Origin of the sequence: Streptomyces sp. F001 (assembly GCF_004187715.1) — a bacterium.
GTDB lineage: Bacteria > Actinomycetota > Actinomycetes > Streptomycetales > Streptomycetaceae > Streptomyces > Streptomyces flavusporus.
Window position 1 is genome coordinate 652070 of the sequence record NZ_QZWF01000002.1, and the last position, 20013, is coordinate 672082.

The 20013-nt window shown below is 69.0% G+C and carries 19 protein-coding genes and 1 pseudogene; 13 read left to right on the plus strand and 7 right to left on the minus strand.

The annotated features are described in order from the left end of the window. Nucleotides 1-18 precede the first annotated feature (18 nt). The 8 genes from StrepF001_RS10630 to StrepF001_RS10660 all read left to right on the plus strand — a co-directional run bounded on the left by StrepF001_RS10630 (nt 19) and on the right by StrepF001_RS10660 (nt 6791). On the plus strand, nt 19-987 hold the full coding sequence (locus StrepF001_RS10630; protein WP_129798043.1) for a thymidylate synthase: 969 nt from the start codon (nt 19-21) through the stop codon (nt 985-987). Next, nucleotides 984-2702: a carbamoyltransferase C-terminal domain-containing protein gene (locus StrepF001_RS10635; RefSeq protein WP_129798044.1), complete on the plus strand. Its 1719-nt coding sequence runs from the start codon at nt 984-986 to the stop codon at nt 2700-2702. The genes StrepF001_RS10630 and StrepF001_RS10635 overlap by 4 nt, the downstream gene beginning before the upstream one ends. Continuing rightward, the gene (locus tag StrepF001_RS10640; protein WP_240797368.1) at nt 2684-3733 is read left to right on the plus strand and encodes a hypothetical protein; all 1050 of its coding nucleotides are present in this window, start codon (nt 2684-2686) and stop codon (nt 3731-3733) included. Before StrepF001_RS10635 ends, StrepF001_RS10640 begins: the two co-directional genes overlap by 19 nt. A gap of 30 nt (nt 3734-3763) precedes the next feature. After that, on the plus strand, nt 3764-4273 hold the full coding sequence (locus StrepF001_RS10645) for a topology modulation protein (protein WP_129798045.1): 510 nt from the start codon (nt 3764-3766) through the stop codon (nt 4271-4273). 43 nt (nt 4274-4316) lie between these two features. Then, a complete protein-coding gene (locus StrepF001_RS10650; RefSeq protein ID WP_129798046.1) occupies nt 4317-5090 on the plus strand; it encodes a phosphotransferase in 774 nt (257 codons plus the stop codon). Next, nucleotides 5081-6067, plus strand: a complete 987-nt coding sequence (locus StrepF001_RS10655; protein ID WP_129798047.1) for an NAD-dependent epimerase/dehydratase family protein — start codon at nt 5081-5083, stop codon at nt 6065-6067. Before StrepF001_RS10650 ends, StrepF001_RS10655 begins: the two co-directional genes overlap by 10 nt. Continuing rightward, nucleotides 6067-6231 carry a hypothetical protein gene (locus tag StrepF001_RS49455; RefSeq protein ID WP_276322808.1) on the plus strand — a complete coding sequence of 55 codons (165 nt, stop codon included), beginning with the start codon at nt 6067-6069 and terminating at the stop codon, nt 6229-6231. Before StrepF001_RS10655 ends, StrepF001_RS49455 begins: the two co-directional genes overlap by 1 nt. Nucleotides 6232-6302: 71 nt before the next feature. Next, a complete protein-coding gene (locus StrepF001_RS10660) occupies nt 6303-6791 on the plus strand; it encodes a hypothetical protein (RefSeq protein ID WP_276322809.1) in 489 nt (162 codons plus the stop codon). 313 nt (nt 6792-7104) lie between these two features. Here StrepF001_RS10660 and StrepF001_RS10665 read toward each other — a convergent pair whose 3' ends face one another. Further along, nucleotides 7105-9186: an NPCBM/NEW2 domain-containing protein gene (locus StrepF001_RS10665; RefSeq protein ID WP_129798048.1), complete on the minus strand. Its 2082-nt coding sequence runs from the start codon at nt 9184-9186 to the stop codon at nt 7105-7107. Between the two features lie 309 nt (nt 9187-9495). Between StrepF001_RS10665 and StrepF001_RS47430 the strand changes: the two are divergent. Further along, nucleotides 9496-10400, plus strand: a pseudogene (locus StrepF001_RS47430) (transposase). 84 nt (nt 10401-10484) lie between these two features. Here StrepF001_RS47430 and StrepF001_RS10680 read toward each other — a convergent pair. Together StrepF001_RS10680 and StrepF001_RS10685 are read right to left on the minus strand one after the other, a co-directional pair. Continuing rightward, nucleotides 10485-10673 carry a hypothetical protein gene (locus tag StrepF001_RS10680; RefSeq protein ID WP_079077019.1) on the minus strand — a complete coding sequence of 63 codons (189 nt, stop codon included), beginning with the start codon at nt 10671-10673 and terminating at the stop codon, nt 10485-10487. A gap of 326 nt (nt 10674-10999) precedes the next feature. Beyond that, complete coding sequence (locus StrepF001_RS10685; RefSeq protein WP_240797369.1) at nt 11000-11239, minus strand: hypothetical protein; 240 nt, start codon at nt 11237-11239, stop codon at nt 11000-11002. A 323-nt stretch (nt 11240-11562) separates the two neighbouring features. Here StrepF001_RS10685 and StrepF001_RS10690 point away from each other — a divergent pair, with 323 nt between their 5' ends. From StrepF001_RS10690 to StrepF001_RS46315, 3 genes are all read left to right on the plus strand, one after another. Then, nucleotides 11563-11922, plus strand: a complete 360-nt coding sequence (locus StrepF001_RS10690) for a peptidoglycan-binding domain-containing protein (protein WP_129798053.1) — start codon at nt 11563-11565, stop codon at nt 11920-11922. A 399-nt stretch (nt 11923-12321) separates the two neighbouring features. Beyond that, the gene (locus StrepF001_RS10695; RefSeq protein WP_129798054.1) at nt 12322-12843 is read left to right on the plus strand and encodes a hypothetical protein; all 522 of its coding nucleotides are present in this window, start codon (nt 12322-12324) and stop codon (nt 12841-12843) included. Nucleotides 12844-13128: 285 nt separating this feature from the next. Next, entirely contained in the window at nt 13129-14556 is a 1428-nt protein-coding gene (locus tag StrepF001_RS46315) for an IS1634 family transposase (protein ID WP_206306810.1), read from the plus strand. Nucleotides 14557-14580: 24 nt separating this feature from the next. Here the strand turns inward: StrepF001_RS46315 and StrepF001_RS10705 are convergent, their stop codons facing one another. Then, nucleotides 14581-14796, minus strand: a complete 216-nt coding sequence (locus StrepF001_RS10705; protein ID WP_129798055.1) for a hypothetical protein — start codon at nt 14794-14796, stop codon at nt 14581-14583. 572 nt (nt 14797-15368) lie between these two features. After that, nucleotides 15369-16610: a SpoIIE family protein phosphatase gene (locus StrepF001_RS10710; protein WP_129798056.1), complete on the minus strand. Its 1242-nt coding sequence runs from the start codon at nt 16608-16610 to the stop codon at nt 15369-15371. Between the two features lie 360 nt (nt 16611-16970). On the opposite strand from StrepF001_RS10710, the gene StrepF001_RS10715 reads away from it, so the two are divergent. Continuing rightward, on the plus strand, nt 16971-17855 hold the full coding sequence (locus StrepF001_RS10715; RefSeq protein WP_129798057.1) for a PhzF family phenazine biosynthesis isomerase: 885 nt from the start codon (nt 16971-16973) through the stop codon (nt 17853-17855). 156 nt (nt 17856-18011) lie between these two features. Here StrepF001_RS10715 and StrepF001_RS10720 read toward each other — a convergent pair whose 3' ends face one another. Beyond that, nucleotides 18012-18287, minus strand: a complete 276-nt coding sequence (locus tag StrepF001_RS10720) for a hypothetical protein (RefSeq protein WP_129798058.1) — start codon at nt 18285-18287, stop codon at nt 18012-18014. 466 nt (nt 18288-18753) lie between these two features. Next, complete coding sequence (locus StrepF001_RS10725; RefSeq protein WP_129798059.1) at nt 18754-19554, minus strand: DUF427 domain-containing protein; 801 nt, start codon at nt 19552-19554, stop codon at nt 18754-18756. Between the last annotated feature and the right edge of the window lie 459 nt (nt 19555-20013).

Below are 20013 nucleotides of genomic sequence, written 5' to 3' on the forward strand. Positions count from 1 at the left end.
CTACGAAATGGACTACCGATGACCATCTCGATCGAGGGCGACAGCGCCGCCCTGCTCTTCGTGGAAGCCGTACGTGAGACCGCTGACCACGGACGCCCCGTCAGCCCGCGAGGCATGCCAACCCGGGAACTCCTCGGCGTACACCTGACGCTGACCAGGCCCCGCGCCCGCCTCCTCCACCTGCCGCCGGCCCGGATCCTCAACCCCGCCTTCGCAGCGGCCGAGACGGTCTGGCACCTGATCGGCTCGGACGCGCCCTGGATCTTCGACTACAACAGCCGACTGCGCCGGTACGCCGACGACGGCATGCTGCGTGGCGCATACGGGCCGCGGATGCGCCGCTGGGGCGGCCAGGTCGACCAGCTCACCGAGGCGGTCAGGACCCTCCGGGAGGACCCTGACTCCCGGCGCGCGGTGATCCAGCTCTATGACCCGGTCCGTGATGCCAGGGGGCATCGCGACGTGCCCTGCACGCTCGGGTTCCGCTTCCAGTTGCGGCAGGGACGGCTGCACATGTCGACCACGATGCGCAGCCAGGACGTGTGGGTCGGTTTCCCGTACGACCTGTTCTTCGCCACCGTGCTGCACGAGCTGATGGCGGGGTGGGCGGGTGCCGGCCTCGGCACGTACCACCACCACGTCGACTCCCTGCATCTGTACGAACGAGACATGCCCGCCGCCGTCGCGCTGCCCCTCACCGAAACCAGGCCGGTCCTGGAGATGCCCGAACTCACGGCTCCCTGGGAGGGATTCGACGAGCTGCTCAGCAAGGTCCGGCGGGACGGAAAGGTGCCGGCGCACCCGGGATGGAGCCACATGGGCGCGGCGATGCACAGCTACCGCCTGTGGAAGCGCGGCGAGTTGGAGCGCGCGGAGGGCATCGCCGGGGACATGACGGGGCCCCTCGGCATCGCACTCGTCGACTGGTACGCCCACCTGCGAGCCCGCAGGGCCGCGCGCGTGACGACTTCCGGAGCGGCGCGATGAAGGCGGTGCTCGGCCTGTGCTCGTACACCCACGACTCGGCGGCCGCGCTGATCGTCGACGGCCGTCTTGTCGGGTTTGTCGAGGAGGAACGACTGTGCCAGGTGAAGCACACCAAGGCGTATCCCGAGCTTGCCGTCACCTGGTTGCTGCAGGAAGCCGGGCTGTGGCCGGAGGACATCGATGCGGTCGGGTACAACTTCACCGCCGCGCACTATCTGCGCGCTGTGCCGCGCGCCTCGACGCTGCTGCTCGCCGCCGAGACGCGCAGCCGGGCAGTGCCCCGAGCGCTGGGGTTCGCGACGGTCGCGGGGCGGACGATGGGGCGTCAGCGCACGTTGGCAGGGAAGTTCTCGGGCGCCCAAGTCCGCTCGCTCGTACACCACAGGGCTCATCAGACGTATGCCTTTGCCGCTTCCGGATTCGATGAGGCAGCGGTCCTCGTGGTGGACAGCCTCGGCGAGACCCAGACCACGACGATCGCCCACGGGCGGACGCCGAGCCCCGGGCGCCCCGCCCTGCGCACCCTCCATGCGATCGACGACCCGGCTTCCCTGGGCTACGTGTACGGCGCGGTCACCATGCACCTCGGCTGGCGGCGCGGCGACGAGGAGGGGACCGTGATGGCGCTGGCCGCGCTCGGTGACCCGGCCCGCTTCCGGCGGCTGTTCGCACACGCCGTACGGACGACCCACGACGGTTTCGTGGTCGCCCCCGAGCTCTTCCCGCCGAGGACGCTGCGTAGCGGTGCGGCACGTGTCACTCCGCGGTTCATCGCGGAGACCTGCCCTCCTCGCCGCCCGGACGAGCCCGTCGAGGAGGTCCACCGGGATCTCGCCGCCGCGCTGCAGGAGCGTACGGAGGCGGTGCTCCTCCACCTGGCCCGCATGGCGCGGCGACGCACACGATCACCGCGCCTCTGCGTGGGCGGCGGGGTGGCGGCCAACTGCGTCGGCATCGGCCGCATTGTCGAGGAGGACATCTTCGAGGAGGTCTTCGTGCCGCCCGCACCGGGGGACTCCGGCACGGCGATCGGTGCGGCCGCCGCCGTCCACCTGGCCACGGCCCCGCAACCGCTGACGGACATCGAAGGTGCCTGCTACCTCGGCCCTTCCTGGACGTCTCCGGTCGTCGGCTGGGATCGCTGGCCGGGGCTACGGACGCAACGCCTCACGTCGGACCGCGCCCGCGCGGAGTTCCTCGCCGACCAGCTGGCTCAAGGCCGGATCGTCGGCCTCTTCCAGGGGCGGGTGGAGGCTGGCCCGCGTGCGCTCGGCAACCGTTCCATCCTGGCGTCGCCGTTGAGCGAAGGAGTCGTGGACCGGCTGAACGCCACAGTGAAGTTCCGCGAGCCGTTCCGACCCTTTGCGCCGGTCGTCCCGGAGGAGCGCGCGGGGGAGTACTTCACACTCGGCCAAGCGGCGCCCTTCATGTCGATGGCATCACGAGTCACGGCCAAGGCCCGTGAGCAGATACCGGCGATCGTGCACGCCAACGGGACCGCCCGCGTACAGACGGTCCGACCCGACCAGAACCCGTTGCTCCATGCCGTACTGGATGCCTTCGCACGACGCACCGGCGTACCCGTGCTGATCAACACCTCCCTCAACATCAAAGGCAAGCCGATCTGCGGCACGCCGGAGATGGCCCTGGACTGCCTGACCGGCTCCGGGCTCGACGCGCTTCTCCTCGAGGACTGGTGGGTGACGAAGAGATGAGGATCGGCTACAGCTTCTGGGGCTTCCTCGGCCCCGGCATCACAGACACTCCCGACGGCGGCCGCAGCCACCGCCGCCCCCTCGTCGACGCGCTCATCGCGTCCGGCCACCGGATCGTCTTCCTCCAGGCCGACCGCGACCGCCGTGAAGCCGGCGACATCCTCGGCTATGACTTCGATTCACGCTTCACCGAGATCGACGTGCTGTTCCTGGAATGGCGCTGGCCGATCCCGGGCCGGAACACGACGGAGTGCGGAAGCCCCGGCCACACCTGCGATCTGCACCGCCAGAGCGAACTCCTGCATCACTACACGGCCGGTCGCCGCATCCCCACCGTCATCTGGGACAAGGACCGCCGCCTCCCAGCCGACTCCCCGTGGCGACACCATCCCGGAGTCGCCGTCTGCGAAGCGACCCTCACTCCGTCACCGGGCGCCACGTCCCTGCTCTTCCCCGTATCCGACCAGTGGCTCGACCGAACCGCTCCCGAAGCGTTGGTACGCGCCAACCGACCGCTCGCGCTCGCCTACGTCGGCAACCAGTACGACCGGGACGACGCCTTCGACCGCTACTTCGCCCCCGCCGCGCAGCACGTCCCACACGCCGTGGCGGGCAAGTGGCAGGACACCGCCCGCTGGTCCCACGTCACCTTCCTCGGTCGCCTCGGCTTCCACGACGCGATGGCGCTATACGGCATGGCACTGGCCACTGTCCTGCTGCTGCCCCAGCGTTACGCCCGAGCCGGACAGATGACCCAACGGATCTTCGAAGCCGTCCTGTCCGGCTGCCTGCCACTCTGCCCTGCGGAGATTCGCCATGCCGAACGCTTCGTCCCGGACGCGCTCCTCGTAAGGAACGGCTCGGACGTCGTACGCACCCTGCGTCGACTCCACACGGAAGCCGGCACGGAGACCCATGTCCGACTGCTCGCGGACTGCGTGTCCCGTCTCGAGCCGTTCCGGCTCAGCCAGCAGATCAAGGTGCTCAACGGACTTCTGGACACCGTCGCCCCTGCCGGAGACGCCCGATGAACCCACTCCGTCCCCCTACCCTGGAGCACCATGAAGAGGGTCGCGATCGTTGGCTGCGGAGGCAGCGGCAAGTCGTACGTTGCCCGGGAGGTCGGCCGACGCCTCGGTGCTCCGGTGACGCACCTGGACGCGGTCTACTACGACGACGACTGGAACGAGCTGCCGAAGGACAAGTTCGCGCAACTGCAGCGCGACCTGGTTGCCGCCCCGAGCTGGGTGATCGACGGCAACTACAACTCGACCCTCCAGATCCGGCTGGAAGCCTGCGACACCGTGGTGTTCATGGACATGCCCACGTTGACCTGCCTCTGGGGCGTCCTCTCCCGACAGCTCCGACACGGCCACGGCCAGAACAAGGGCAACGGGATCTACAAACGCATCCACATGGGCGTCATCCGCTACGTCCTCTCGTACCGGCGCAAGATGCGCCCGCGCGTGCTGACGAAGATCGACGAGCACGCTCGGAGCCACGCTCAGGTCGTCATCCTCACCAGCCGACGCCATGCCCGGCGTTGGCTCAGCAAAACGGCGGCCGGGTAGCTGACGTTCTCGACGTCCACTCGGTCCGACCTGGCAACCGCTCATGACCGGGCGGATCTTCACCAAGGCGTACGCCACTGAGGCGAAGCGCGTCGCGGCTCAGCGCAACCACGAGTGGCTCCGCCGCCATGCCAAACCCATGGCGCTGCCCCCGATCACCGGGTCTCGGGCGAGGGAGCTGACGTTCGCGTGGGCCGACGGCCGGCATGCGGAACCCCGCGACCTGGAACGAGTCGCTCGACACCTGGGCTTGTGTCACGAAGCGGCATGGCGCAGCAGCCTGCGCAGGGCCCGGCTCACGACGGCGTACGTATCGGACGGCCACGTCATCGCGGGCTTCGTCGCCCCGCGGGCGGCTGCCCTGCACCAGCGCCTCCGGGCGGGCTACATGGCCTCGGCCCGAGCCCTGGACGCCGCCCTCACCCTCCTCCACCGGACGGCGGACCGCCCCGCCACCTTCTACAAGGACACCAACCCACGCAACATCCTGATCGCCCCATCCGGTCCACCAGTCACCGTCGACACGGATGACCTCACCCTCGCCCCATTTGGTTACGACCTGGCGAAGCTCGTGGTCACCCTGTCCATGACGTACGGCCCGCTCCCGGTCGCTCTGATCGAGCAGGCCCTCACCGCGTACAACTCGGCCGCCGCCACACACCACCCCCAGCTGAGCCAAACCACCCTCACCCAGCTCATGGAATACGCCGAACTCCACGGCATCCTCACCGCGCCCTACCTCGGCCGCGGGGGCTACCGCTGGCCCTGGACACGCGTACACCCGACATCGACGCCCCGGAGCCGTACATGCACCTGACTCACCCCACCGACCCGTCCACCCCGCAACACCTCCGCCGGGTCGTCGTCACAGGCGCGGCCGGCTTCATCGGCTCCCACCTCAGCCGCGCGCTCCTGGAAGCGGGTACAACCGTGATCGGCGTCGACCGACGGGACCCGCAGCGCGACCCCCTGGCCACCGCGAACCTCACCGAGCTCACCACGTTCCCGAACTTCGTCCCGCTCACCGCGGACGTGATGACCTGCCCCCTGGACCCGGTGCTACTCGATGCCGACGCCGTCTTCCATCTCGCGGCGCTTCCTGGCGTCCGCCCCTCCTGGGGGCCCAAGTTCGACGCCTACGTCGCTGCGAACATCCAGAGTGTGCAGAGGATCATGATCGTCGCATCCCGCCTCCGCATCCAACGGGTGGTCCTCGCCTCGTCGTCCAGCGTGTACGGCGCAACCGACGGTTCCCCGAGCAGAGAGACCGACCGCCCCGGCCCGCTCTCGCCCTACGCCGTCACGAAGCTCGCGGCCGAGCAACTGTGCCTCGCCCACGCAGCCCGCCTCGACGCGGCGACCAGCGTCGTCGCGCTCCGCTACTTCACAGTGTTCGGCCCGCGCCAACGCCCCGACATGCTGATCCACCGCGTCCTCAGCGCCGCCCTCGGCCAGACCCCGCTGCAGCTCTACGGCAACGGTCTCCAGCAACGGGACTTCACGTACGTTGACGACGTGGTACACGCCACTATCGCGGCGGCTCTCACGCCCACCGCCAACACCGTGATCAACATCGGCGCTGGATGCAGCACTTCTGTCTCCGACGTACTCGACATCGCCTACCGGCTTACCGGCCGCCCGGTCCCCGTCGTGCAGGCAGGAGCCCGAGCCGGAGACGTCCCGGCCACCCTCGCGGACATCACCCGGGCCCGCGACCTGCTCGGCTGGAAGCCGGAGGTCTCACTGACCGACGGTATGGAACAGCAACTCCGCTACTTGGAGGAGTCCGTCTGATGCCCCGTGCCGTCGCTGTGATCCCGTGCCGCTACGGATCGACCCGTTTCCCTGGCAAACCCCTCGCCCCGCTGGCTGGCAAGCCACTGATGTGGCACGTGCACCAGCAGTGCCTGAAGGCCCGGCACGTCGATGAAGCCATCGTGGCCACCGACGACGAGTGAATAGCCGACGCCTGCACACGGCTCGGCATCCCTCACCGGATGACTGGCGAACACTCAGCGGCACAGATCGCGTGGCCGAGTGCGCCAAGTCCCTGGACGCTGAAGTCATCGTCAACGTGCAGGGAGACGAGCCCTTCATCTCACCGGCCGCCATAGACGCGGTCGTCGCGACCTTCCTGACGCCAGTGACTCAGCCTCACGCTGTCGCGAACGCCTACGCCGAGATCGAGTGCCCGGCTGCGGTGATCGACCACAACGTGGCCAAGGTGGCGCTCCGCGCCGACGGCACGGCATTGACATTCTCCCGCCAACCCATCCCGTACCCGAAAGGTGCTCATACCGCCTACCTACGCCAATTGGGCCTCTACGCTTTCACGCCCGATGCGTTGCGCGCTTTCGCCGGCCTTCGCCCAGGCCACGTGGAAAATGTTGAGGGCATTGAGATGCCGCGTTTCGTTGAGCACTCGCATCCGGTAGCCATGGTGCGGGTGCAGAACGTCGGCATCGCCATCGATACTCCTGCAGATCTGGAGCGTGCAGGGGCTATGGCACTGGGGTGACCAGACACGATCACCGAAGAGGGGGGAACGACCCCCGCGCGGGCGGGGACCACTCGCCGAGGGGGACGCGATCGTCCCGCCAAAGGGACAACCCCCGCGTGGGCGGGGACCACCTGGCCACCCGACACATCGTCGAAGATCCATGGGGACAACCCCGAACTCGTTGTGCTGCGGCGCGCTGACGCCGTCCGCTCCCCATCCGGGCCGGCCCGACATCACGACGCCGTGGCGCCTGACCGCGCCACGGCGTCTCAAAGTCCTGGTGAATCGGCCGCACCCAGGTGAGGTGTCACCTGGGTGCGGCCGAGCCGAATCAGCAGGTGGCGTTCAGACCGGCCCAGTTGGCGCGGTCGTTGTAGCCGCCGTCGCCGGCGTCGCCGACCACCAGGTCGAGCACCCGGACGCCGGTCAGGTCGATGTCGACCTGGCGGATGTCGTCGCGGGTCAGCACACCGCTGTCGAACAGCACCCGCCCGTCACCGATCACCTTGAAGGTCGACGTGCCGCCCTCGGGGCCGACGTTGCGCACCGCATCGTCGATGCCGACGGTCGCGGTCAGCCGGCTGCACCGGTCGCCCAGGTAGTAGCGGACCTCGGAGGGCGAGGCGACCCCGATACCGGTCGGGTAGACCTGGCCGAGCATGCTGATCGGCGACCAGCCACCGACGCTCAGGTCGACCGTCGGGCTCATCCACCCGCTGGTGGCGCTGATCCACTTGTGGTGCGACAGTACGACGTCGCCGTCCGGCGCCACCGGTGCGACAACTACCGCCGTGGCCGTCTCCTGCCGCAACTGTCCCTTGTCGATCACCTTGTACGACGTGGTGGCGGTCAGCGCGGTGCTGCCCGGCTCGGCGGTGGCCGGCAGGGTCACCGTGAAGGCAAAGGTCTCGGAACTGTTGGTGTCCAGCAGCTTCGGCGCTGTGCCGAGCGGACGGGCCGTCCAGCCGGCGGGCACCGTCAGCTCAACCCGCGGCGCGAAGACCGGCTGCGCACCGTCGTTACGGACGGTGACCTCGACCCGGGCCTGGTCGCCGCCGGCGACCACCGGGGCGACCCCGGCCGGCACCGCGTCGCCACCGACCTGCGTCACCTGCGGCAGGCCGGCCACGACGTGCGGAACACCGGGCTTGCCGACGGCCGGGCCGACCCGGAACAGGGCCGCGCCGTGGGCCGGGACGGCGGCACTGATGGTGCCGGCGCTCTCGGTGACCTGGTTGGTCCAGGCGTTCTTCAGGGTGAACCGATCCCCGGACAACCCGACCGACCGCGCCTTCGTGGTCAGAGTCGTCGGGCTGTCGCCCCGGTTCAGCAGCACCACGGCACGGTCACCGCCTGCCAGCCGCTTCACCCAGGTCTCCGTCGTACCGGCGGGGCCGACGCGGACGGCCTGGACGCCGGCGGTGTCCTGGTTGATCGCGAGTACATCGCGGTCCGCGAGGATGCCGAGCGAGGTCCGGCTGAGCTTACGGACGTCGCTGCCGATCACCAGCGGCGCGGCCGCCACCGACCAGAGCGTCATCTGGGTACGGAACTCCTCGTCGGTCATCCCCAGCTCAGGTCCGAGGTAGTCCGGGTCGTTGAAGTGCCCCGGCCCGGCGACCTCGGGGTGCCGCGCGTTCGCGTCGTAGTTCCGCAGCACGTCCTTGAACTTGATCTCGCCGACGAAACCCACATCCGTGTACGTCCGCCAGGACTGCGCGATCGCCGGCGCATAGGTCCAGGAGTACGTCGACTGCTGCTCCTCCGGGTAGTTGCCCCAGTCCGGGGAGGTCACCGGGTTGCAGAGGTTGAAGATCATGGGGCGCCCGCTGGCGTTGTTCCGCAACGCCTGCGCGAACTCGGTGAAGACGGTCTTCGGGTCGAGGTCCGCGGCGATCCCGCAGAGGTAGTCCACCTTGACCGCGTCGAACTCCCAGGCGGCGAACTGGTCCGCGTCGCGCTGGTAGTGGCCGCCGCTGCCGAGTCCGCACTTGCCCGGGATGTACGGGCCGGCGTCGGTGTAGATGCCGGCCTTCAGGCCCTTGGCGTGGATGTAGTCGACCAGCGGCTTCAGCCCGTTCGGAAATTGGTCGGGGTTGGCCACCAGGTCGCCGGCCGAGCTGCGTGGGGTCGGCGCCGCCCAGTTGCCGTCGATCCAGACGTACTCGTAGCCGGCGTCGCGCAGGCCGCTGCTGACCAGGAAGTCGGCTATTGACTTGACCTCGGCCTCGGTCGGATCGCCACCGAGCGCGTAGTAGGTGTTCCAGCCCATGTACGGCGTCGGGCTCAGCACCTGCTGAGGTGCTGGCGCCGTGACGGCGACAGTGCCGGCCGCTGGGCCGGCGTGGGCGGGTGCCGGCACGACCAGCAAGCCGGTCAGGAGGGCGAGTAGGACGGTGAGATGTCGTTTCACGTCGGATCCTTTGTCCGATCGATCAGGCGTGCCGACCCGTCCTGGTCGTGAGTCCGAAGTGCCGGTCCCTCGTGGAGGGGATGGCGGTCGGTCTTCGGACCAGTCAATGCCCGCGCGCCTGCGGTTTGTCTCCGGGATCTTGCAGCGGTTACCGGCGCGCGTCAATATTAATTCCTAAATTAGGAGTTACAGGTAGGGCTTCGTCAGGTACCCCAACTGCCGTCTGTCGTGTGGCGTGTGATCTTGCATCAGGTGTGACACCTGAGCAGAGTGCGAGGTCCGCCTCGCTTGGAAGCGTTCGCGGCAGAGATGCTCGGCTCGCTCGCGCGGCGGGACCGGCGAGCCAAGGGCGAGCTGTATGTGTGCGGGCTGATGCTGGATGGCAAACGCAAGTCGATGCAGCCGATGGCTGAGCGCCTGGGCGTGGACCACCAGCAGCTGCAGCAGTTCATCTCCTCCTCCACCTGGGACTACGTCGAGTGCGGCGGCGGGTGGCCCGCTGGGCGGCGGCGCACATCGCCCCGGAGGCGTACGCGATTGACGACAGCGGCTTCCCCAAGGACGGCTATGGCTCCCCTGGGGTGGCCCGGATGTACTGCGGCGCCCTGGGCGAGCGCGGCACTTGCCAGACAGGCGTGAGTGTCAACCTGGTGCCCGGCCGAGCCTCCGCCGCAGTGGACTGGCGGTTGTTCATCCACCGGCGCTGCCGCTCGGGCCGGGCCGGCCGCGTCGCCGTACACGTGCGCGAGGCAATCACACGACAGAGCAGTCGAGTTGGACTGCCCGGCCATCGACACGGAAGGCTGCGGCACCGGCACCTCCTGCTGCTCCATGGATCCGACACCCACGAGCTGTTCAGGAGGTCCCTTCCTCATGCCCTCGCCACGGCAGGACCACCCGGCCGGGAACCCGCGTTCGACCGCCACCGCTCAAGATCGAAAAGACAGCAGCTTCTGACAACTCATCCCGATCCGACGCTGCCTCAGTCGACGACAGCCAGCCACGGCGTCGGGAGTGCCGACCGACCAGGTGCGCGTGTGCCTCGCTGCACCGGCCTCGGCCACGCTGCAGGGGCGTGTCGTCGACCAGAGGAAGCCGCGACGGCCAGCACCTGGCGACAGCGGAAGCATCAGCTTGGGAAGCTGAGAGGATCTGGGGCTCGATGTGGGGCTGACCTGGGCGAATGGTCGACAGGAAGCCATGGCGGGAGGTGATGCTTTCCCCGTGATTCCCGGCTGGTCCCCGCCCGATCTGGTGCGGCTGCGGTGCGCGCATTTGTCATCCGTGCTCGGCACTACCTACCGCTTCTGCGCCCTGTAGCGCTTCATCAGTGCAGTGATCCGTGCGTGGTCCGCCTGGCCGTTGAGCTCGGCCACGAGATCGTCAGGACACAACTCGTAGAGATCGCCCCACCATCGACGTCCTCGGTTGTCCCAGATCCGGTAACCACCTGGCACGCCCCTTGCCACGTAGCGTCTCCTGCTCACGGTCCCCCTGTTCCCTGCACCGATCGTGCGGGCCGCCCCCTGCCGCCGAGCCGCGTGCCGTCCATCAGCGAGTCGCCCCCGACGCGTGACCCTACGCGGGCTGCGGTCGACCGGCGATGCAGTATGCAGCTCCCGGCCCACACGCTTTCCAACTGTGGTGGCGCCTCACAGGGCCGCGTACAGGGCCGTTCACCTGCGTTCATGGGTGGTCGGCGGCCCGTACAGCGCCAGCTGTGGAACGCAACTGAACGCCCGCGTACGCAGATGAACGAGACGGGAACCGAGGCGGGGCACAGTCAGCCTGACCTCTCATAACGGTGGCTTGCTCACCAATCCCGCCACTGGTCCGTGAGCTCGTGTCGCCCGAGTCCGCGCCTGGCGGTCAGGGTCGCGACGTCGACACCTTGCTCAGTGAGTGCCTCGTCGATGCAGATGCACAGCTGCTCGCGCTCATCGGTCTCGAAGGCGCACTCGTCGTGAGCTTCGTTCACGGCGTTCAGGGCCAGAACGACGCGCCGCACTACGGCGAAGACCCGTTCGTCGTCTCCCTCGGCGAGTGTGGGCAACCCGGCCTCGAAGGTGTCCAGGACGGCCTCGGTTGCCGACAGGAGCTCTGTACTCCGTTGCTGTACCGCAGCACGTCTCCGGGACGACGACGGCAAGGACTTCAAGCCTGCAGCTGCGAGATCACATACGTTTCGGCACGGGCAACGGCATCCAAGAGCGCTTCCTTGCACAGCGCGGCCCGCCGCTCGGTTTTGGCTTCGGTCGCGCCACGGACCTTCGGCCGTGCCGGGTTGTAACTCGCGGCCCTTGCTGAAGGAGGGGAGAATAGGGCGTACTCCTCGACCCCAGACGCCCAGCGAGCGGCCGGGCCGGAAGGATCGGCATGAGACAGCGAAGACTGGTCACCGCCGCGCTGTGCACAGCCGCATCGCTGGGTCCGGCTGTGCCACAGGTCGCCGCAGCCGTCCCCGGCGAGTGCTCCCACGTTTCATCGACGTATCGGCCCACGCTTGCGTACGGTGACACTGCGGTGGCGGTGAAGCAGGCGGAATGCCTGAGCAACAGGTGGGGAGGCCAGCCGCCCAAACTGGCTCTCGACGGGGTCTTCGACTCTGTCATGCTGAAGAAGATCGAATGGATCCAGGGGTGCCATGGCCTGCCGGAGAGCGGCGTCATCGATGCGCGCACCTGGCAGGTGCTGTACCACCCCGCCCTGGACTGCTACAACCCCTATCCGGCCTGAGCAACCGGTCACCAGCCCGGCCGGCACGAGCAGGACATCGGCAGGCCTGCTGGAGGTGCTGCCGCAGCAGACCAAAGCGCGAACACCGCTCGGCCGACGGACTGAGTGAAAGGAGACCGCGGCGGAGAATGTCCTGTACAGCAGGCAGGCTGGGACGGTGACGGCGGACCACCGCGTGGTGGGGAAATCAAACGCTGGGCCTGCAGCAGGCGTTGTTCTGGTCAACGGCCGTACCCGGGTGTGGATGGAGCAGAGCGCACTGCACCGGAGGCGGGGGCGAACGACTGTCGTCGTGCCCGGGGCGCAGATCCGCCAGGTCGAGGCCGCTGGGCAGTCGCTGGCCCGTCGGGGAACCGGCGGCCACTACAGCGGCATTCGGTGCAGGTGTGGCCGTTGCGGGTGCTGGCTGATCTGCGTGATCGGGTGCTGCGTGGCAGCCCGTGGTGGCGGCGTGCGCTCTGGTACGTGGTCCTGGGGTTTCCCCTGACCGTATGGCTGCCGGTGGAACCCGCCTTTCTGGGGTTCGTCGCCTGGCTGTTGTTACCGCTCAGCGTCGCTTTGCTGCGTATGTGGGTGGGCATGGCCGAGTTGGACACGCGGTGGGTGATGTGGCGGCGAGGCATCACCGTGCGTGCGAGGTTCGAGGTGGACCCGTACAGCGAGAGCGCCGACAGCTGCATCGTCCAATTTCGCACGCTTGACGACCGGAAGGTCACGGCGCATCCGGCACTGCGAGGGCGCCGCGACGAGATTCGATACGACCCCCAGGACCCCTCACGAGTGCTTGCGCCGACCCGTGTGGCCTGGCTGGGGGTCGCCCTGGCCGCGTTCATGCTGACCGGTTTCCGGGGTGTTGTCTTCGGTATCCCGGCAGTTCTCTCTAGCTCCGTACTTCGCGGGTCGGTGATTCGTATGGTGTGACCGGTCCGGGGGTGTCCTGGGCCGGTGGTGTGGCGTTGGGTGGGGTGTGACGAAGTCTTCCCGGTCCCCGCGGCCACGGACGGTGCGGCCACGCATGAACTGCGTGGTCAGCGCCGTGGTGGAGAAGCGTCTGGGCGCTCTGCCTGTCGCTGCCGAGTTTCTGCGCCGGCTGGACCTGGCCGGGACCGTCGACCGGTTGTGCCCGGGCCGCGACATCGCTCATGTGACGCATGGCGCGGTCATCGAGACGCTGGTGGCCAACCGGCTGACCGCGCCCGCCCCGCTGTGGCGGGTGGACGACTGGGCCGCGAGTGGGCGGTGGAGGACGTCTTCGGCATCGAGCCGGAGCTGCTCAACGACGACCGCCTGGGCCGGGCGCTGGACGCCGTCGCCCCGCACCTTCAGGAGATCACCGACAGCGTCGGCGCCCGCGCGATCGGCGAGTTCGGCATCGATGTGTCCACGTTCCACTGGGACATGACGTCCATGTCCCTGCACGGCGCCTACCCGGCCGATGACCAGGACGAGGACTATCCCCAGGTCAGGCACGGGCATCCCAAGGACCGCAGGTACGACCTCAAGCAGATCCAGACCGGCCTGGCGGTGACCGGCGACGGCGGTATCCCGCTGCTGTCGCGCGTCATCGACGGCGGAGCCGCGGAGATCTCCCAGATCACCTCCACCATGAACAGCCTGCGGGCGATAGCAGGGCCCAAGGAGTTCTTGCTGATCGCCGACTCCAAACTCGTCTCCTACCACAACGTCACCGCGCTGATCGCGGCCAGAACGGCGTTCATCGCCCCGGCCCCGGCCTCCATGGTCGACGACGCGGTCTATGCGGCCCTCGACCTCGATGCGGCCACCGTCGTGGACTACGTCCCGGCCCGGGACGAGAACACCCCGGACGACCGGCGGGAGACCTACCGCGTGCTGGAGGACACCCACGTCCTGACGGGACCACGCAAGCGTGACCCCAAGGCAGAAGTCCGCCGGATCCTGGTGCACTCCACCGGCAATGCCAAAGGCCAGCAGCGGGCCCGCGAGAAACGCCTGGCCAAAGCACGCGAAGACCTCGAAAAACTCCAACGAGGCGCCGGCGGGCGCTACTACAACACAGCGGAGAAGGTCACCGCACGCATCGGCGTGATCGCCAAGACCCGGCGGGTGACCGACTGCCTGCGCACGACCGTCACCACCGACACCGCCGGCCGACCCGCCCTGCACTGGCACTTCGACCAGGCCGTGCTCGATGCCGAGGCGGCAGTCGACGGCTGGTACGCGTTGCTGACCACCCTCACCCCCGAACAGGCCGATGCCGCCGAGGTCCTGCGGCGCCACAAAGGCCAGGGTGCCGTCGAGCGCCGCTACGGAAACTTCAAAGGCCCCCTGGCCGTCACCCCGATCTTCGTCCAGGACAACAAGCGCCTCGCCGCACTGGTCACCGTGATCTGCCTGGCCCTGCTGGTGTTCTGCCTGATCGAGCGCCAGGTCCGCCGGGCCCTGGGGGGCGATCAGAAGATGCAGGGCCTGTATCCGGGAAACCAGAGAGTCCGTCCCACGGGACGGATGATCCTCTACCACCTCTCCGGCCTGCGGCTGCGGGTCGGCCATGCCACCGACCCGCCCACCATCGTCATCAGCCGAGGAGTCCAGCTTCATCTCCTCGACCTCCTTGGCCTGGAACCCACACATCCCCGCTGGCCAGAGACCTGAACGAGCTACCCGCGAAGTACGGATCTAGCCGGTTCCGCGGTCCAGGACGCGACGGGCCGCCTCGGCTTCCGCCGCCGGCGGGGACAGCTCGTCGAGGGTGTCGAGCTCGGTGTCGGCTTCCAGCTCCCGTTCCCAGGCTGCCGCGAGCTGTTCCTGTTCCTCGCGCGGTTTGGCGCTGACGGCCTTGCGGTGGTCCGGGTCCAAAGCCGCCAGGAATCGTCCGACCGGGTCCGTGGGCATGCCGTGCTCCTTGTCGCTGGGAAGGGCGCCGCTTCCGGTCCAGCATTCCCAGCCGGGCCTGAGTCGGCTGCCCGACACGGCCTGTGACCACCCTGATGGCCCCGCCATCCAGCTCCGCTCTGCTGCGCACTGCACAGGGCCCTGCCCGACCACGGCGCCGGGTCAGGGTGCCGGATGAGGCTGATGGAGCGGGCAAGGGCCATGTCCCGCCGAGTGGTGCAGCCGGGCATCCTTCGTGGCTTCGCAAGGCCGAGACGATGATCGCCGCGGCAACCGGGTGCCGAGCGGATGATGTACTGCTACGGCGACATCGTGGACGCCGTCCCCTGGAACCCGTTCGACGACCGCCTGCCGATCGACTGCGACATGGGCGTGCCTCCGGATCCATCAGTACGTGCCGCGCGGCCTGTTCCCTCCCGTGCAGGACTGCCTCGACCGCTCCTGGCCAAGGCCCCCTGCCTGGTCTTCGCGATCGCGCCGAGGGCGTTTCTCGTGCCCAGAGTCAGTGCAGGGCGTCGATGTCCAGATCCCTGACGCAGGCAGCGCCGTGTGCTGTCAGAGGCCGCGCAGAGCTATAGGCGGATGATGATGAGGGCGATGTCGTCAGGGGCGCCGTCGGCCACGTCGAGGCGGGCCAGCAGCGTGTCGGCGAGCTGGTCGGGGGCGAGGGTGCTGTCCTGAGCCAGGGCTGTGGTCAGCCGTGCCAGGCCGGCGTCGATGTCCTCGTCGCGGCGCTCGATGAGACCGTCGGTGTACAGCACAAGGGTGTCCCCCCGGGTGTAGGACAGGCCGGCCTGGGGGCGGGGGACATGGTGCTCGCGGGTGCCGAGCGGCGGATCGGTGGCCTTGTCCAGCAGCTCGAAAGTCCCGTCGGGGTGGAGCAGGACGGGCGGTGGGTGGCCGGCGTTGCTGTAGATGATCAGTCTGCTGCGGGGATCGATGAGTACCTTGACCGCGGTTGCGGCCGTTGCGCCTTCCAGGGAGCGGGCGTACAGGCCCAGGACCTCCAGGGCCTGGGCGGGACTGGGGATGGCCCGGATGGCTGCGCTCAGGGCACTGCGGAGCATGCCCATGACGGCCGCGGCATGCAGGCCGTGGCCGGTGACATCTCCGACCGCCGCCGCGTAGCGGTCGGGCGGCAGGTCGACGACGTCGTACCAGTCGCCGCACACGTTGAGTGAGGTGGTCGCGGGCAGGTACCGCACGGCGATGTTGTCGTTGTGCTGATGCAGGTCGGGGACGTAGAGCATGGCCTCCTGCAGAGTGACGGCGACCTGGCGTTCGCGGGCGTGGGCCTGGCGCAGTTCCTGGTTCAGCCGGTGCAGCTCGCGGGCCCGCACGTACAGCTCGGCTGCCATGCCCTTCTCCCGCTCGGTGAACTCACTGGTGAGCTCGCGCGCCCGGCGGGAGCGGACGAAAGCGGTGACGTCCTCGGCTCGTTGGACGATCCACTTCACTGTGCCTTCCGGCCCGGGAATCGGGGTGTGGATCTCGGACCACCATCGCTCCTCGAACCCGCCCGGCTGGGCGGGGGCGGGGATGTCGTAGCGCTGCAGCACCAGGGTTTCCGGTTTCCCGGTGTCCAGGACCCGGCGCAGTGACGTCTTCAGGTTCTGTTCGGCATGTTCGTCGGGGACGGCGGGGTTTTCCGGCAGGGCGTCGAAGAAGTACTGCCCGATCAGTTCTTTCCTGGTCCGTCCGGTGGTCTGCAGGTATGCCGGGTTGACGTAGCTGATCACCAGGTCCGTGTCCAGCACCAGGTACGGGCTTGGTGTGGCGTCGAAGAACGCCGTGAAATCGATGTCCGGTGTCATCACGCGCTCTCCGTGGCCTGCGAGCGCGACCACCTGCCCTTCCACTCTACGGGCCATCCAGCGTCCGGGCTCACCGGACGGGGATCAGGACGCCGGTGCAGGGCCACGGCTTCGCCCGTGTCTGCGCAGGTCAAGCAGCGGCCCGCGGGCAGTACCCACGCCGGCCCCCCCCGGCAGTGACCGCCGGGTGAGTCGTCTGGTCATGAGGGTGCTCGCGGGCCCCGGTGATGTGGGCCTCGGAGCGCTGGGGCAGGCGTGTTCATGGTCGCGGACGTTGCCGGGGGCGCAGCATGATCCACGACGGGAGCGTTCCACCCGGGTCCGGGAACAGGCGCGGCCTGGCCGCACGTTGCCAGGAGCATGACGACGAATGCTCCGCGGCCCGAGGTGCTGCGATACACCGCCTTCTCCAGCACCCCCGACGGCGGGAACCCCGCCGGCGTCGTTCTGGACGCCGCCGCCCTGGACGAGGGTGACATGCTGGCCATCGCCGCCGACCTCGGGTACTCGGAGTCCGCGTTCCTGACTGCACCCCCGCAGGGCCTCGGCGGCCCGGAGCAACGGGCTTACCGCATCCGTTACTTCAGCCCCAAGGCCGAGGTGCCGTTCTGCGGGCACGCCACCGTCGCGACCGCTGTCGCGCTCGCCGAGCAGATGGGCCCCGGGGAGCTGGTGTTCGCAACGCGCGCCGGCATCGTGCCGGTCGAGGTGACCGACGAGGGCGGGACGCTGCGGGCCACGCTCACCAGTGTCGAGCCGCACATCGAGGAGATCGTCGGCGCTGACCTTGCGGAGGCGCTTGCCGCGCTCGGCTGGCCGGCCGCCGATCTCGACCCGGCCTTCCCACCCCGCATCGCCTTCGCCGGCGCCCGCCATCTCGTCCTCGCGGCGGCGACGCGCGCCCGCCTGGCGGATCTCGCGTACGACTTCGCGCGCCTCGAAGCCCTGATGCACCGCTTGGATCTGACGACGCTGCAGCTGGTGTGGCGGGAGTCGGCCACCGTCTTCCATGTCCGTGACCCGTTCCCCGTCGGCGGCGTCGTCGAGGACCCGGCGACCGGCGCCGCAGCCGCCGCGTTCGGTGCCTACGTCCGCGAGCTCGGCCTGGTCCCCGAGGACGCCGTCCTCACCCTGCACCAGGGCGAGGACCTGGGCCGCCCCGGCGAGCTGACCGTGACTCTGCGCGCGGGGGATCCGCGCGTCCGTGTCAGCGGCACAGGAACCCGCATCATTCCGGGCTCCTGACCCGGTCGGGCGGTCAGGGGACCGGAGTGGCGACACCTTGGATTGCTGGGGGCTGGGCGGGCAGCCCTGGGCCGGACAGCGGCTGCTGTTCCACATCGGGCAGACGCGGGCGGCCACCAGCTCCTCGCCGGCCTGAATCCCTTGTGGAGCGCACGGTCAGCGCGGGATCAGCGAGCCCTCACCCGTGACCCTCAGGTGCGCCTGGTGGCCGCCCGGCGAGCACTCTCGGCCGTTGGGATACGTGGGCTGCGGGGTGACAGTGATCTGTCGGTCGAACATAGTGGCGCCCCGCTCGTCCTTGAACACCAGCGTGACGCGTACCGGCTTTCCCGGCAGGTCACGTACGTCCGCGAAACCAGGCCAGACAAAGCGCTCGGGGACGTCGGGGGGCGCCGCCGGGTCTTCTGTGGCGGTGGCGGATTCCGTGGTCATCACGGGATTCCCTGGGGTGGCCGGTTCAGCCGACCGCCTCTGCCGCAGTTGCAGCGTGCGCTTCCGGCACGTGTCCTCCCAGCAGGCCGTCAGGGTCGCGCCTGCCACCCGGCTCGCCAGATCCGGGTGGACCTCGACCCGGATCCCGGCGGGCGTGTCCATCAGGGTGCAAGGATGGGTGCCACCCGCGAAACCCCCGCACGCAGTCAGCAGCGCCAGAGCCGCCAGGGGCCCCGCCACTGCGACGCTCTGTCTCACGCCGGCTCCTTGGCAATCGGCTGCGTCTTGATCATGGCCACTCATGCTCGCACGGCAGCTGCGCCGGACAGCGGGCGGTGCGCCGGTTCAAGTGCCTCGACCCGCGCTGCTCGGCGGTGACATCCGACGAGCCGATCCCCGGGCTGCGTGCCCCTGCCCGCCCGGGCGTTCACCTGGAACTGGCTCAGGCAGATCGGGCATGCCGACTTCAACCAGCACGACCGGTCACTTCCGTGCGCAGGAGGTCGGTGGGCCGCCGCAGCAGCGTGCCGTCGACGTACAGGTCGACGTGCTCGTTGTAGAACGCGACCATGCCCGCGATGCGGTGGGCGTGGATCGTCGGGAAGTCGTACGCCCAGAGAATGTCCTCGTGGGTGGCGACGTCGCTGTCGAACGACCAGTAGCCGCTCGTCGTCCTCTTGTACGCGCAGCGGGTCACCGTGTCGGAGTGGCGCAGCCGGGTCCAGTCGACGTGCATGCGGTCGAGGTAGTAGCGGGTCGGCAGGCCGGTCTCGAACAGCTTCACGCAGTTCGGCGCGTCCGCCAGCACGACCCCGTCCAGCTCCACACGGACGCTGCTGGACGAACGCAGCGCGTCCACCCGGGAGTAGGGGCTCCTCGGATGCACGAAGACCGGCTCGTCCTCCTCCAGCCAGGATTCCAGCGCGTCCCACTCGAAACGGACGGTGCCGTGCAGAGGCGCCGGGGCGCCGTCGTCCCAGACCCACGCCACACCCTCGCGGACCTCGGACCCGACGTGCAGGGAGTGACGCCGCGCGGGCCCGGCACCCAGCAGTTCGGCGTGGTCGTCGTCGGTCAGCACACCCTCGACCATGTCCTCGACCGGGATGCTGAACTGGGGATAGGCGGGCCACTCCCACACGTACAGGGCACGCCGGGTGTCGAAGACGACGCGGCCGCCGATCAGCCCCCGGATGCGCCGCGGCACAGGCTCGACGTGCCCGACCGGGGCGATCAGACTCGGGTGCAACACGCTCTCGTCCGCCATCGGAGTCACCTCAGTCCACTCGTTCCACCAGCGCCCCCTACGCCCAGCATTTCGAGTGTCCGTCAGAACGGCTGCTTCTGCCCGGACTTGGGGCTCTTACCTTTTCGGCGGAAATGCTACCGATCGCGCAAGTGACGGCCCGTCGGGAACGTCGCTCGTCGGTACCGGTCAGTTTCGTCTTCATCGGCAAGACAAGGCGGACACGGAATTTGTGACAGCGCGACCCTGAGAAGCGCGATTCTCGGCGAGTGTGCGGCCTGGTACCCGTACGTGGTCGCAGCCGGCCTGCGTCATCTCGGTTCGAGGGCGACCTTGCCGTGTGTGCGGCGTTCACCGAGAGCCCGGTGGGCGGCTGCGGCGTCCTTCGGCAGGCTGGAGCGTCCCTCCTCGCTCAAGGAGCGGGTGGTGAGCCGGGGGCAGCGCAGTGTCGGCGTGCCGCTCCTGCGCTGGGCGGTGCGG

Coding starts and splice junctions, on each gene's coding strand:
- StrepF001_RS10630 (WP_129798043.1), top strand. CDS start 19: ATGACCATCTCGATCGAGGGCGACAGCGCCGCCCTGCTCTTCGTGGAA.
- StrepF001_RS10635 (WP_129798044.1), top strand. CDS start 984: ATGAAGGCGGTGCTCGGCCTGTGCTCGTACACCCACGACTCGGCGGCC.
- StrepF001_RS10645 (WP_129798045.1), top strand. CDS start 3,764: ATGAAGAGGGTCGCGATCGTTGGCTGCGGAGGCAGCGGCAAGTCGTAC.
- StrepF001_RS10650 (WP_129798046.1), top strand. CDS start 4,317: ATGACCGGGCGGATCTTCACCAAGGCGTACGCCACTGAGGCGAAGCGC.
- StrepF001_RS10655 (WP_129798047.1), top strand. CDS start 5,081: ATGCACCTGACTCACCCCACCGACCCGTCCACCCCGCAACACCTCCGC.
- StrepF001_RS49455 (WP_276322808.1), top strand. CDS start 6,067: ATGCCCCGTGCCGTCGCTGTGATCCCGTGCCGCTACGGATCGACCCGT.
- StrepF001_RS10690 (WP_129798053.1), top strand. CDS start 11,563: ATGAGACAGCGAAGACTGGTCACCGCCGCGCTGTGCACAGCCGCATCG.
- StrepF001_RS10705 (WP_129798055.1), bottom strand. CDS start 14,796: ATGCCCACGGACCCGGTCGGACGATTCCTGGCGGCTTTGGACCCGGAC.
- StrepF001_RS10710 (WP_129798056.1), bottom strand. CDS start 16,610: ATGACACCGGACATCGATTTCACGGCGTTCTTCGACGCCACACCAAGC.
- StrepF001_RS10715 (WP_129798057.1), top strand. CDS start 16,971: ATGACGACGAATGCTCCGCGGCCCGAGGTGCTGCGATACACCGCCTTC.
- StrepF001_RS10720 (WP_129798058.1), bottom strand. CDS start 18,287: ATGACCACGGAATCCGCCACCGCCACAGAAGACCCGGCGGCGCCCCCC.
- StrepF001_RS10725 (WP_129798059.1), bottom strand. CDS start 19,554: ATGGCGGACGAGAGCGTGTTGCACCCGAGTCTGATCGCCCCGGTCGGG.